General features: G+C 66.1%; 9 protein-coding genes and 2 pseudogenes. 7 read left to right on the forward strand and 4 right to left on the reverse strand.

Annotated elements, in window-relative coordinates; all coding sequences use genetic code 11:
* Window positions 1-3: 3 nt before the first annotated feature.
* Window positions 4-786, reverse strand: a complete 783-nt coding sequence (locus NDO75_RS11520; protein ID WP_310906417.1) for a Sir2 family NAD-dependent protein deacetylase — start codon at window positions 784-786, stop codon at window positions 4-6.
* 86 nt (window positions 787-872) lie between these two features.
* Here NDO75_RS11520 and aspS point away from each other — a divergent pair, with 86 nt between their 5' ends.
* On the forward strand, window positions 873-2,177 hold the full coding sequence (gene aspS / locus NDO75_RS11525) for an aspartate--tRNA(Asn) ligase (RefSeq protein WP_310906419.1): 1,305 nt from the start codon (window positions 873-875) through the stop codon (window positions 2,175-2,177).
* A gap of 74 nt (window positions 2,178-2,251) precedes the next feature.
* Here the strand turns inward: aspS and NDO75_RS11530 are convergent, their stop codons facing one another.
* A complete protein-coding gene (locus NDO75_RS11530) occupies window positions 2,252-3,121 on the reverse strand; it encodes an alpha/beta hydrolase (protein WP_310906421.1) in 870 nt (289 codons plus the stop codon).
* A 277-nt stretch (window positions 3,122-3,398) separates the two neighbouring features.
* On the opposite strand from NDO75_RS11530, the gene NDO75_RS11535 reads away from it, so the two are divergent.
* From NDO75_RS11535 to NDO75_RS11545, 3 genes and pseudogenes are all read left to right on the forward strand, one after another.
* Entirely contained in the window at window positions 3,399-4,232 is an 834-nt protein-coding gene (locus tag NDO75_RS11535) for a pantoate kinase (RefSeq protein WP_310906423.1), read from the forward strand.
* Between the two features lie 329 nt (window positions 4,233-4,561).
* Entirely contained in the window at window positions 4,562-7,474 is a 2,913-nt protein-coding gene (locus tag NDO75_RS11540) for a DUF1508 domain-containing protein (RefSeq protein WP_310906424.1), read from the forward strand.
* Window positions 7,475-7,615: 141 nt separating this feature from the next.
* Window positions 7,616-8,262 (forward strand): annotated as a pseudogene (locus tag NDO75_RS11545) (helix-turn-helix domain-containing protein).
* A 10-nt stretch (window positions 8,263-8,272) separates the two neighbouring features.
* On the opposite strand, the pseudogene NDO75_RS11550 reads toward NDO75_RS11545, so the two are convergent.
* Window positions 8,273-8,946, reverse strand: a pseudogene (locus NDO75_RS11550) (methyltransferase domain-containing protein).
* A 224-nt stretch (window positions 8,947-9,170) separates the two neighbouring features.
* Here NDO75_RS11550 and NDO75_RS11555 point away from each other — a divergent pair.
* Complete coding sequence (locus NDO75_RS11555) at window positions 9,171-9,950, forward strand: 4-phosphopantoate--beta-alanine ligase (protein WP_310906426.1); 780 nt, start codon at window positions 9,171-9,173, stop codon at window positions 9,948-9,950.
* 31 nt (window positions 9,951-9,981) lie between these two features.
* Here NDO75_RS11555 and NDO75_RS11560 read toward each other — a convergent pair whose 3' ends face one another.
* Window positions 9,982-10,632 carry a hypothetical protein gene (locus NDO75_RS11560; RefSeq protein WP_310906427.1) on the reverse strand — a complete coding sequence of 217 codons (651 nt, stop codon included), beginning with the start codon at window positions 10,630-10,632 and terminating at the stop codon, window positions 9,982-9,984.
* Window positions 10,633-10,809: 177 nt separating this feature from the next.
* On the opposite strand from NDO75_RS11560, the gene NDO75_RS11565 reads away from it, so the two are divergent.
* Complete coding sequence (locus NDO75_RS11565) at window positions 10,810-11,790, forward strand: tyrosine--tRNA ligase (protein ID WP_310906428.1); 981 nt, start codon at window positions 10,810-10,812, stop codon at window positions 11,788-11,790.
* A gap of 352 nt (window positions 11,791-12,142) precedes the next feature.
* Window positions 12,143-13,282 (forward strand): acyl-CoA dehydrogenase family protein, encoded by a 1,140-nt coding sequence (locus NDO75_RS11570; protein WP_310906430.1) that lies wholly within the window; start codon window positions 12,143-12,145, stop codon window positions 13,280-13,282.
* Window positions 13,283-13,304: the final 22 nt, after the last annotated feature.

The raw sequence follows: 13,304 nt of genomic DNA on the forward strand, positions 1-13,304 counted from the left end.
GCCTTACTCGAGAACGAGATCGCGCAGGCGGGGAAGGGCGTCGGTCACGTCTTCCCGGACCACCACGTCGGCGGTATCGTCGTGGGGCGTCGACTCGAGGTTGACGATGCCCACCGTCGCGCCGGTCGACGCGGCCAGCCGCGGGAGCGAGGCGGCGGGTTCGACGACGAGCGAGGACCCGATCGCGAGGAAGGCGTCGCTCTCGCGTGCGAGTGTTCGCGCGCGTTGAATTACAGCGCCCGGGAGTTGCTCGCCGAAGAGCACGACGTCGGGTTTGAACACGCCGCCGCAGTCGCAGGTCGGCGGGAGTTCGCCCGCCGCCGCGCGCTCGAAGATCGGGTCGCCGCCTCGACGGTTCCCGCAGTCCGTACAGCGAACCCGCTGGGAGTTGCCGTGTAGCTCGAGAATCGCCGTCTCGTCCCCATCGCTGGCTCCGTCGTCCCGGGCCGAATCGACAGCGTCGCCGTGGAGACCGTCGGTGTTCTGCGTGAGGATCGCCTCGAGGTGGCCGTTCTCCCCCATCGCGGCCAGGGCCTCGTGGGCCGCGTTCGGTTCGTACTCCCCGTCGAACATCTCCCGCTGTAACTCGACGCGGTCGGTCCAGAAGCCCTCGGGGTCGCGCTGGAACCGGCCGTAGGCGAACTGTCCCTCGTCGAACCGCTCCCAGACGCCGTCGTCGCCCCGGAAGGTGGGGACGCCGGAGGGGGCCGAGATCCCCGCGCCGGTGAAAGCGACGACCGTGTCTGCACGCCGCACGTCGTCAGCGAATCGCTCGAGGTCGTCCATGTTCCCCTGTTCGCGCCCGCCGGGCAAAACGATTAATCTCGCCGCGAACGACTGCGCTTAAGTTCCGCCTGCGTGAACCGGGAGGTATGCAGGACAGAACCTACACTGCCGACGCCGAGCCGGGCGACGACGCGACCGTCGCCGGCTGGGTCCACGAGATCCGCGATCTCGGGGGCATCGCCTTCCTGATTCTCCGGGACACCACGGGCAAGATCCAGATCAAGTTCGAGAAAGACGAGATGGACGAGGACCTCGTCGAGACCGGTCTCGGCGTCTCTCGCGAGAGCGTCGTCGAAGTCACCGGCGCGGTCGAGGAGGAGCCGCGCGCGCCGACGGGCGTCGAGATCACGCCCGAATCCGTCGAGGTCATCGCGCCCGCCGACCCCGAACTGCCGCTCGACCCCTCGGGGAAGGTCGACGCCGATCTCTCGACGCGCCTGGACAACCGCACCCTCGACCTGCGCAAGCCGGACGTGCAGGCCGTCTTCGAGATCCGCTCGGAGATCCTGCGGGCGGTCCGCGAGCAGTTCCGCGAGTTCCGCTGTACGGAGATCAACACGCCGAAGATCGTCGCGACCGGCACCGAGGGCGGCACCGAACTCTTCCCGATCACCTACTTCGGCGAGGAGGCGTTCATGAACCAGTCGCCCCAGCTGTTCAAGCAGCTCATCGCCGGCTCGAACGTCGAACGCGTCTTCGAGATCGGCCCGATCTTCCGCGCCGAGGAACACAACACGCCGCGGCACCTGAACGAGGCGACCTCGATCGACTTCGAGGGTGCCTTTTGCGACCAGAACGACGCGATGGACGTCGTCGAGGGCGTCGTCAAAGCCGCATACGACGCGGTGAGCGAGAACTGTCAGGAGGAACTCGAGGCGCTCGACCTCGAGGACGAGTTCACGGCCCCCGACGAGGACTTCCCGCGCATCAGCTACGAGGACGCCATCGAGCGCATCAACGCGACGGGCGAACTCGACGAGCAACTCGTCTGGGGCGACGACCTCTCGACGGAAGCCGAGAAGGCCCTCGGCCAGGACGTCGGCGGCCACTACTTCATCACCGACTGGCCCAGCGAGATCAAGCCGTTCTACATCAAGGACCACGACGACGATCCGCAGCTATCGACCGGCTTCGACCTCATGCACCCGCGGATGGAGCTTGTCTCGGGCGGTCAGCGCGAGCACCGCCACGAGAAGCTCATCGAGGGCTTCGAACAGCAGGGCCTGGACCCCGACCAGTTCGAGTACTACACGAAGATGTTCAAGTACGGCATGCCGCCCCACGCCGGCTTCGGTCTCGGCGGCGAACGCCTGATCATGACGATCCTCGGGCTGGACAACATCCGGGAGGCCGTTCTCTTCCCGCGAGACCGCCAGAGATTGAGCCCATAGGGCGAAATCTCTGAGAGCCAGCGAGACGTCTCGTTCGACTCGAGAAACGATTTCGTTCTTCCGTTCGCGACCGCTCAGAACCAGTCGAACCAGCCGCCGTCACCGCTGTCACCATCGCTGGTACAGGAGCCGCTGTTGATGGCCGCGGCGAGGTCGGCGCAGACCGTCGCGTCACCGAGGTACTCGAGGTGACCGCCGACGGTGCCGGTCACGTCGACGTCGGTGTAGTTCGAGGCAGGGTCGCAGCCGGCCCCTTCCGTGCCCAGCGCGGTGTCACCGAAGCCGCCGTACGCACTGCCGACCGTCGAGTCGTTCTGGGAGTAGTAGTTGCGGACCTGGCAGGCGTTGCTCAGCCCGGGGTTCCACGGATCGCCGCAGATCTCCGAGCCGTCGGCGGCCGTCCCGAGGCCAGCGACGGTCTCGATCTCGTAGCCGCTCGAGAGTTTCGTCGCGGTCCAGTAGACACAGCGGCCGCCCAGCGAGTGGCCGACGAGGCGGACGCTGCCGCCGCCGTTGTCGTAGAAGTCCTCGATGAGGCCGGCGACGACGTCCCCGACGTTCTCCGTGTCGCCCTCAGCCCCGTAGTAGTTGAAGTTCGTCGCGGGCCACTCGATGGCGACGGTCCGATCGGGCGAGTAGCCGCCGGACTCGAGGGAGCCGAGCACGTCGGCGGCCTGACTCGAGACGGTGGTGTCGCCGAACCAGCCGTGGATGAAGATCAGCAGTTCGTCGGTGAGGGGGAGGCTTCCGTCGGCGCTCCAGCCGAACCAGCCGTCTTCGACGTTGATGACCTCTGGACCGCCGAACTGGGCAGAGGCCGATCCGGCCGCAGCCAGCCCCGTCCCGCCGACGATCGTCGTGCCAGTCGCTTTCATGAACGTTCGCCGATCGATTGTCGATCCGTCCGCCGCCGGTTCGTCTGTGTACGAGTCGTTGTCTGGCATGGTACATACTATCGGAGCACATGTCGTGGATTTACTTTTCCTCCCCTATATTGAGTATATTTAAGACCTATTATACTGGGTGGAAGTGGGAAAACATTCGATATACGTGTGGCTAGAATCGACAGAGCCAATCGTATGATGTATCGGAGCTGGATAGGCGGTGGTGGGGCCGACGGACAGCGGCGCGCGATTCCCTTCGGTGTTCGCGGCCGGGTCCCGCTGGGGCTCGCGCGGGAATCTTCAACGTTATACCGTTCGGGCCGAAAGCGAGGGCGTAATGCGCGACGAGGCGACGGCGTTCGTGCCCGGCCACATCACCGGCTTTTTCAGCACCCACCCGGACGAGGACCCGACGAAAGCCGGGTCTCGAGGAGCAGGATTGACGCTCACCGACGGCGTCGAGGTAACGGTCGAGCCCGCGGCTGGCGACGACTCGACCGTCGTCCTCGACGGGACGGAACTCGAAATCGATCCGGTAACGACCGTCCTCGAGACGCTGAACGCGACCGCGCGCGTCGAGGCCGAATCCGAGGTGCCCCTCGGTGCCGGCTTCGGCGTCTCGGGCGCGATGGTGCTCGGGACGGCGCTGGCCACCAACCGGGTGTTCGAACGGAAACTCTCGATGAACGAACTCGTGACGATCGCTCACGGTGCCGAAGTACAGGCCGGAACGGGCCTCGGCGACGTAGTGGCACAGGCCCACGGCGGCGTCCCGATCCGTCTCGAGCCGGGCGGGCCACAGGACAACAAGCTCGACGCGATTCCCTCGCGGGCGCGCGTGGAATACGTCTCGTTTGGTGAGCTTTCGACGGCCGACGTGCTTTCGGGCGACACCGACGAGCTGACGGCCGCAGGCAAGGAAGCGCTGGCCAGAGTCGTCGAGGAGCCGACGCTCCTCTCGTTTCTTTACGCGTCGCGGTTGTTCGCGCGCGACGCCGGCCTCTTGACCGACCGGGTTACGGAAACTATCGCCGAGGTCTCGGCGGCCGATGGTCAGGCGTCGATGGCTATGCTCGGTGAAACCGTCTTCGCGCTCGGGACCGGATTGTCCGACGCGGGCTACGAGCCGTCGGTCTGTGCGACCCATCCGGCCGGTGCTGTCATGCGATAGTTAAGTATCCCCGCGATCTATCAGCCGATGTACCCGTCGGGCTGCCGAATCGCAAGCAAGCGTGGCGATGTAATTCTATTCGAACTCGGAAGGAGCGGACAAAACGGAGTTGATCCGCGGCCCACTGCACACTATCACTCTTGAAAACGACTGATACAGGCCCAAGGACTTTCGATTTCGTCAAAATATTTGCGGCGGCGGCCGTTCCATAACGGGTCGAATGGATGCTCGATAGCGCCATTTGTATAGAAAATACTATATGACATTTTCCGTATCGATAGCCAGAACTTTATTATGATGCGTTCGAGTTATCCGGTCAAGATTTGACAATGGCCTCACGGACTGACATTCATCAAAACCTGTTTCAGCTGTACGAACATTACGTCGGTGAACCCGACTCGAGCAAGGACGTCTACGGGTATTGGCTGTTCATCGTCGGGTATATCATCGGGGCAGCGGGCGTGGCGACCTTCGTCGTCGGCTACGCGGGCGCGGCGGACTCCTACACCCTGATCAAGATTTCCGGCATCACAGCCGCGACGGGGCTCGCGCTCTGTCTGTTCGGCATCGTGCTGATGTTACCGGTGCGAAAGCGAGGGATCCAGGCCAGTATGGTCGGACTCGCCGTCGCCTTCGGGGGCGTCGGGTTCTTCGCCTGGGCGTACCCGTACAACTGGCGCGCGCTCGGCACCGACTACAGCGTCGAAGTGATCTCGGTATACACGTTCGGGATCGGGATCATCGCTGGCGTCACTGCGCTCGTTCCGGTCCTCACCGGTCAGCGGGGGATGTTCGTCGAGGAAGAAGGACAGACCGAAGATCCGGAGATCCTCACGGGCGACGCGATGGAGAGCGCCCAGTTCGCCGTCTTCCGCGACGAGAACGGCGACTGGAAGTGGCACGTCCTCCACCTCGAGGCGCTGGCCCAGAGCACCGAGAGCGCAGTTACGCGGCCGGACGCGACGGAGGGGATCGAACGCGTCAAGTCCCAGATCAGCTCCGCAGGGCTGATGGAGCTGACGACCTCCGCGTTCCGACTCTACGAGGATCGCGACGGCACCTGGCAGTGGACGCTCGCGCGCGACGACGGATCGATCGTCGGCTCCTGTGCCGGCGAGTTCGACCGCCGTGACGGTGCCGAGGAGTCGGTCAGCTTCCTGAAAGACCGCGGCCCCGAGGCCGACGTGATCGAGATCGAGGGCGCCGCGTTCACCTACGAGGAACGGCGCGATCAGTGGTACTGGCAACTCGTCGACGACGACCGCACACCGCTGGCCTCGAGCGACACGGGCCACTCGACGCAGGAACGCGCCGAGGAGGCCGCTCGGACGTTCGCCGAACGGTTCGACCGCGCACGCGTGCTCGACGTCGAGCACATCGGCGTGGAACTCTGCGAGCAGGCGAGCGGCTGGACCTGGCGGTTCGTCGACGCCGACGACACCGTCATCGCTACCAGTACGCACGAGTTCAGTTCCCGGCGCAGCGCCGAGGAAGCCGCGGAGGACCTGCTGCCGGAACTGGACTCGGCGTCGATCACCGTCGCCGGCGAACCGACGTTCGAACTCTACGAAGACGACGACGAGTGGCACTACCGGCTCATCGACGCGAGCGAACACGTCGTCGGCCGTGGCCCAGAAGGAACCCCCGAACTGGGCGCCTCCGAGCAGTGGGCCGACCAGTTCAGCGAGAACGCTCGCGACGCCGACGTCGTCGAGATCGAGAGCGCGGAGTACGAAGTCTACCCCACCCCGGACGCCGAGGGCGACGAGTACACGTTCAGCGAGGCCGAGATGTCCACGGCTGCGATCGAGGACCCCGAGCCGGCCCCGGACGGCGGGACGGTCGTGGACGACGGCGCAGGTGCCGACGAGGCCGGCCCGTGGAACTGGCGGCTCGTCACCGACGACCGCGACATCATCGCGGCGAGCAACGTTCCCCACAGCGATGCCGACTCGGCCGCCGACGCGATCGAGCGCGTCCGCGAGCAGGCCAGCGAGGCCGACCTCATCGAGTTCGAGAACGCCGCGTTCCAGGTCTACGAAGCCGACGACGGCGAGTGGCGCTGGCGGCTCATCGACGAAGACGGCAACGTGCTGGCCGACAGCGGTGAGGAACACACCTCCCGCGGAGAGGCCGCCGAGGCGATGATGACGCTCAAAGAGCAGGCCCCCGACGCCGAACTGCTCGAGATCGAGACCGCTGCCTTCGAACTGTTCGTCAACGAGGACGACGAGTGGGGCTGGCGGCTCATCGACGCGGGCGGCAAACTCGTGGCCGAAGACCCGAACACCCACCCGACGCGCGACGCCGCGCGCGACGCGATGAACCGCCTGCTCGAGCACCTCGATTCGAACGTGCGGACGATGGATCGGGCCATCTTCCAGACGTACGCGACCGAGGACTGGCACTGGCAGTTCGTCATGCCGGACGGCGAAATCGTCGCCGTCGGCGGCGAGGAGTACCCGACCCGTGACGAACTCGTCGACAGCCTCGACGACGTGCGCGAGGCGGCCGCGTCGGCGCGCCAGTTCACGATCGGCGACGTCTCCGTGCAGCTCTACGAGACCGACGACTGGCACTTCCGCCTGCTCGACCGTGACCGCGAGGAGATCGCCGACGCGAACGTCTCCTTCGACGACCGCGACGCGGCGATGGCCGGCGTCGAGGACCTCGCAGAACACGCCACCGATGCACCGATCTTCGCGATCGAGGACGCCGCGATCCGCCTCGACGGCGAGGGCGAGGACGGCTGGTCGTGGGAACTCGTCGACCGCGACCGCCAGGTGCTCGCCGAAGCGGTCGGCAGTTCCGAGAGCAAAGACGACCTCTACGATGCGATCGAAGTGGTCCGCCAGCTCGCGCCGATGGCCGGTCGGGTCGACTTCGACGTGGCCTCCTTCGAACTCGTCGCCGACGAGGACGACCGCTGGCAGTGGCGGCTCATCGACGAGGACGGCCGCACCGTCGCGACCGGTTCCGAATCGTACGAGACGACCGAGGACGTCCGCGAGGCCCTCGAGGACGTCCGCGAGCTGATCAAGTCCGCGAGCATCCTCGAGATCGACAGCGTCTCGTTCGAACTCCACACCGACGACGACGGCTGGGTCTGGCAGCTCATCGACGAGTACGGCGCGACGATGGCCGAGAGCACCCAGACCTACGATACGCGGACCGCGGCCCGCGAAGCGATGAACGACGTGAAGGCGCAGGCCCCCGAGGGCTGGATCACCTTCACGGAGTGACTGCCGCGCCGGAACTGACGACACGAACCGATCGCTGACCGACCCCCGTTTTCGCCGCTTTCGTTCGACGTACCCGTCGTCGCCGAGCGGATCATCGGCCGTTATCCAGAACTCATATTCCTCGATCGAGATGTTCGAGTCGTGAAATCGATGGGGATCCGACTCGAGTACGCCCCGGACGCGCTCCCCCCGCTTCACGAGGGGATCTGCGAGTCGTCCGCCATCGACCGGGAGGTCGTCGTCGGCGGGCAGTCGGTCGACGGCGTCGAGACGGTCACTTCGTTCGTCTACGGGGACCCCGACGCCTACGAGTCGCTGCTCGCGGACCTCGAGTCCGTCCGCGAGTACGACATCACGCCGTCCGACGACGGGTTTTCCTCTACCTTCGTCGGGAACTCGGGCCGGAGGGACTATCGTTGCTGGACGCGCTAGCCCGGGAAACGGCCGTGATCGTGCCGCCGATCGAGATACGATCCGATCGGACGATTCGGCTGACCGTGGTCGGGCACTCGTCGGCTCTCACCGCCGTGATGGACTCGGTTCCTGACGAGCTGGCGGTGGACGTTCGCTGGGTGAGCGACGACGTGACGGTCGACGGTGCGCCGGTCTCCGAACGGCAGGCGGCCGCACTACGGGCCGCCTGGGAGGTCGGATTCTACGGAATTCCGCGAGAAGCTGGGATCGAGGCAGTTGCCGACGAACTGGACTGTGCCGTCTCGACGGCGTCGGCACTCGTCCGTCGCGGCGAAGCGAACGCGGTCGAACGCGTCCTCGAGAACGGTCCGTAGACGTCTTCGATCAGGTCGTCGCCCGTTTCGTGCAGACCGCCGTGTAGGCGGTTCCAACGAAGTGCGTATCGACGATTTCGCACGAATCGAAGACCGCGTCCAGCGACTCCGCGACATCGCCGTCGGGATTCCAGTTGGCGTACCAGCGGAGGAACCGCCGGATGAACGGATTGACGACGCGCGCAGGACCGGTCGGAACCGGCCGGATGTCGACGACCGCGAGACGCCCTTCGGGGACGAGCGATCGGTAGACGGCCGCCGTGGCGCGGCCGATATCGGGCATGACGGAGAGGGAGAGCGTCGCGAGCGCCGCGTCGAACGCGATCGTCGTCGCATCCGCTCGGCGTACTCGGACGTTCTGCCACCCGTGACCTCGATTCGCTCTCGCGCGTCCTCGGTCATCTTCGGGCTGTAGTCGACGGCGACGAGTTCGCCCTCCTCGCCGATCTCCCGTCGAATCCGCCCGAAGTCGACGCCCGGACCGCAACCGATCTCGAGCACGCGGTCCCCCGATCGCAGGTCGAGTCGATCGATAGCTCCCTCGCGAACCGGCTCGAAGTCTCTCTCGCTCATCCCGTACCAGTCGCTCCAGCGGTCCCAGACCGTCCGACTCCGCTCGAGGCGGGCAGCGTGCTCGTCGTCGATGTGCGAGGTTCCCTCTGTCGACGGTCGATCCGTGACCATACGGAGAGATGTCTCCGCGTGAGGGAGTACCTTGACGCGAAAGCTATCGTGTATTTATTAGGGGGAGCGGTCTCGAGAGGGGACCATTCGACCCGCCGGGAGACCGGCTTCGCAAGAGCGGACTGCCCGACCCGGTTCGACCCTGCGGGAGTTGGCGAGGTCGACGGAATCCGGGAAGTCGGTGGATCGGGCTGTTTTTTATCGATCGAATCCAGTGATCGATCGTGAGCGATTACGACACCGTCTCCGCCGACGTCGAGCACGAGGAGGAGATTCCCGAGGACCACCCGAGATACCAGGACCTGCTCACCCGCCACCGGATCGAGCGGGGCGTCGAGAAGGGAATCACGCACCTCCAGGGAATGCACGCGGAGGGCCGGGGCAGCGCGTTCGACTATCTGCTGGGCGAGGAGACGATCCCCAGCGCCGCCGACGCCGAGCGGGCGGCCGCGGCCCACCTCCTGCTCGCCGACCGTCCCGTGCTCTCGATCAACGGCAACGTCGCGGCGCTCGTCCCCGGCGAGATGGTCGAACTGGCCGACGCCGTCGACGCCGACCTCGAGGTCAACCTGTTCAATCGGACCCCCGAGCGCATCGAGGCCATCGCCGACCACCTGCGCGACCACGGCGCGGACGAGGTGAAGGGGCTCGAGGCCGACGCGCACATTCCGAATCTGGACCACGAACGCTCGAAGGTCGACGCCAACGGGATCTACGAGGCCGACGTGGTGCTCGTCCCCCTCGAGGACGGCGACCGCGCCGAGGCGTTAGACGAGATGGGGAAAACGGAGATCGTGATCGACCTCAACCCGCTGTCGCGCTCGCCGCAGGTGGCCGACGTGCCGATCGTCGACAACATCATCCGCGCGGTGCCGAATATGACCGAGCACGCGCGAGAACTGGCCGACGCCGACGAGGACGAACTGCGGGCGATTATCGAAGCGTTCGACCGGGAGCGCGCGCTCGAGGACGCGGAGGACCGAATTCGATCGGGCGACCTCTGACCGCGGCGTTCGTCTCGGACGCTGCCGACGCTCACTTCCCCGTGATCGTCGGTGAGACCGAATCGCGTGCTCCCTCGCGCTCGACGACCTGCTGCCGCTCGACGCCGTCGACGAACGGCAGTTTCGACGCGACTGCCGACTTCGCCTCTCTGACCCGGTAGTACGACAGCCACAGCGCCTCGCTCGCACGGCGGGCGAGCGAGTCGTCGATCTCGTAGTCGATGCCCGGTCCGAACTCGAGTTCGTCGCCGTCGACGAGCCACTGTCGCGCGAGCGCGACGCCTTTCTCGGCGTCGTAGCCGCGGGCGACGTAGTGTCTGTACGGGTGGCGGATCCACGAACACTCCCAGTGGGCGTAGACGTCGACGCCGGGCTCGTTCTCGAGGTCGTGGAGGACGACATGCAGTTGCTCGTCGGCGAACAGCGACGGTCGCCACACCCACGACCCCTCGGAGGTGTTGCCGTCCATCCGGACCTTGAGCGCGGCGATTGGGTTGCGCGAGAAGCCGAGTCGCTCGAGGACGTCCTCGAGTTCCTCCTCCGAGCAGTACGCGGTGAGGGCGTACTCGTCGGCGGTCGTCTGGCTGATCGCGTAGCCGCCGAACGTTCCCCGCAAGAGGAAGTGGAGGTCCGGGAGGAGGCTACGACGGACGGCGTTGACGGCGTCTTTCGTGTAGCTCATCGATCGACGTGATTACGAGAACCGTCCGGAAGAGCGTTGTCCCAACGTTCGGTCCCCGCCCGCGAGGCGAGCGCTGCGGGGTCAGGCGTCCGTCACGCGGCGCCCGCTCTCCGTTCTGCGGTTGGGCCGACGGCTCGAGTCGGGCGATATAAATTCCTCCTCCGGTTCCTGCCACACATGGACGCCTACGAGTTACTGACGCGAAACGCCGAGGAGGTCGTCACCGACGAGGAGGTCCGCGACCTCGCCGAGGATCCGGCGGGGAAACGCGCTTACGTCGGCTACGAACCCTCCGGCGTGCTCCACCTCGGCCATCTACTGACGGCGAACAAGCTCATCGACCTGCAGGAGGCCGGCATGGAGGTCGTCGTCCTGCTGGCGGACGTCCACGCTTACCTCAACGGGAAGGGGACGTTCGAGGAGATCCGGGACACCGCCGAGCAGATGAAAGCCCAGTTCCTCGCGTACGGTCTCGACGAGGACAACGCCGAGTTCGTCTACGGCTCGGAGTTCCAGCTCGACGAGGAGTACGTCCTCGACCTGCACGCCCTCGAGGTCGGGACGACGATGAACCGCGCCCAGCGCGCGATGGCCGAGATCCAGGGCGAGGAGACGGCCAAGGTGAGCCACCTCGTCTACCCGCTGATGCAGACGCTGGACATCGAGTACCTCGACCTCGATCTGGCCGTCGGCGGGTTGGACCAGCGCAAGGTCCACATGCTCGCCCGCGAGAAGCTCCCCGACCTCGACTACGAGGTCCGGCCGGCGATTCACACCCCCATCGTCGCGAACCTCTCCGACGGTGAAGGGAAGATGTCCTCGAGCGAGGGGATCACCATCTCGATGGAGGACTCGACCGAGGACTTAGAGGAGAAGGTCAACTCGGCCTTTTGTCCGCCGACCCGCGACCCCGAGGGCGACCTCGAGAACCCCGTCCTCGAGCTCTTCGAGTACCACGTCTTCCCGCGGTTCGACGAGGTCGTCGTCGAGCGTCCGGAGAAGTACGGTGGCGATCTGACCTACGAGGCGTACGAGGCGCTGGCCGAGGACCTCGAGTCGGGCGAGCTCCACCCTGCCGACGCGAAGGGAACGCTCGCGACCTACCTCGACGAACTGATCGCGCCGGGTCGCGAGAAACTGCGCGAACTCCGTTCCTGATCAGCTCGTCGGGGCGGAAACGTAGAGCCTGCACGTCACTCCGCTTCGCTGCCCGTTTCTGCAGCATCGTCGATACTCCGAAACGTGCCTGCGCCACACGAACACGTGTCGCTCTTACCGATCGGCAGGACCGCTCCGTCGGAGCGCTTTCGTGCGGCGTACACTCTCCGACAAGAGGTGCAGATTACTGCAACTCTGTATCTCTCCACGGATTTCGTGGTCGAATCACGCCTGTCAGCCGCTTACCCTCGTCGTTGGGATCGGGGTGACTGCTTTTGAGGAACGGTCGAATCGACCGCGGAACTCGAGTTCCGCCGGTGGGTTGACGGCCCTCGCCCTCGAGAATCGTGGTATGTCGTTCCAACTCACTGCGGAACAGGAGGCCATCCGCGATGCGGTCCGGGCGTTCGGCGAGAACGAGATCCGGCCGGTCGCCGCCGAGTACGAGGCCGAACAGCGGTATCCCGCCGATCTTCTCTCGGCCGCGGCCGACCTCGACCTCGTCGCACCACACGTCCCCGAGGCGTACGGCGGCGCGGGGATGGACTCGATTTCGACGCTGCTCGTCACCGAAGAGCTCTGGCGCGCCGATCCCGGCGTCGGCGGCTCGATCGCCGCCGCGGACTTCGGCACCGGCATGCTCCTCGAGTACGGCGACGAGCGCCAGCGCGAGGAGTGGCTGCCGCGGGTTACGGCGGGCGAAACGTCGATCGCGACGGGCATCTCCGAGCCCGCACACGGCTCGAACGTCGCGGGAATGGAAACGCGCGCAGAGCGTGAGGGCGATGAGTGGGTGATCGACGGGCAGAAGATGTGGATCACCAACGGCACCGTCGCCGATGTCGCGATTGTCATGGCCAAAACGTCACCGGAAGCGGGCCACGCCGGGATTACCGCGTTCCTCACACCCACCGATGTCGATGGCTACGAGGCGACGAAAATCACGAACAAGCTCGGCATCGAGGCTCAGGACACCGCCGAGATCGTCCTCGACGGCCTTCGGGTACCCGAGGAAAACGTCGTCGGCGAGGTCGACCGCGGCTTCTACCAGCTCATGCGCTTTTTCGCGCCCGCTCGAGCCGACGTGGCCGCGCAGGCCACGGGCGTCGCCCAGGCGGCTCTCGAGGAGGCCACCGCCTACGCCGCCGAGCGCGAGCAGTTCGACCGTCCAATCGCCGAGTTCCAGGCGATCCGGCACAAGCTCGCCGAGATGGCGACGGCGGTCGAGGCGGCGCGCTCGCTGGCCTATCGGGCCGGCGCGGCCCTCGAGTCCGACGACCCCGACCGCGCGACGCGGCTGGCTTCGATGGCGAAGCTGTTCGCGAGCGAGCGGGCCGTCGACGTCACCGACGAGGCGCTGCAGGTCCACGGGGGCGCGGGCTACGTGACCGATCACCCAGTCGAGCGGTTCTACCGCGATGCCCGGATCACCAAGATCTACGACGGAACGAGCGAGATCCAGAAGAACATCATCGCCGAGCAGTTGCTCTGAGGCCCCGTCGGACCCCGCCGAT

It is taken from the genome of Natrinema sp. 1APR25-10V2, assembly GCF_031626495.1.
GTDB lineage: Archaea > Halobacteriota > Halobacteria > Halobacteriales > Natrialbaceae > Natrinema.

Coding starts and splice junctions, on each gene's coding strand:
- aspS (WP_310906419.1), top strand. CDS start 873: ATGCAGGACAGAACCTACACTGCCGACGCCGAGCCGGGCGACGACGCG.
- NDO75_RS11565 (WP_310906428.1), top strand. CDS start 10,810: ATGGACGCCTACGAGTTACTGACGCGAAACGCCGAGGAGGTCGTCACC.
- NDO75_RS11520 (WP_310906417.1), bottom strand. CDS start 786: ATGGACGACCTCGAGCGATTCGCTGACGACGTGCGGCGTGCAGACACG.
- NDO75_RS11530 (WP_310906421.1), bottom strand. CDS start 3,121: ATGCCAGACAACGACTCGTACACAGACGAACCGGCGGCGGACGGATCG.
- NDO75_RS11540 (WP_310906424.1), top strand. CDS start 4,562: ATGGCCTCACGGACTGACATTCATCAAAACCTGTTTCAGCTGTACGAA.
- NDO75_RS11560 (WP_310906427.1), bottom strand. CDS start 10,632: ATGAGCTACACGAAAGACGCCGTCAACGCCGTCCGTCGTAGCCTCCTC.
- NDO75_RS11570 (WP_310906430.1), top strand. CDS start 12,143: ATGTCGTTCCAACTCACTGCGGAACAGGAGGCCATCCGCGATGCGGTC.
- NDO75_RS11535 (WP_310906423.1), top strand. CDS start 3,399: ATGCGCGACGAGGCGACGGCGTTCGTGCCCGGCCACATCACCGGCTTT.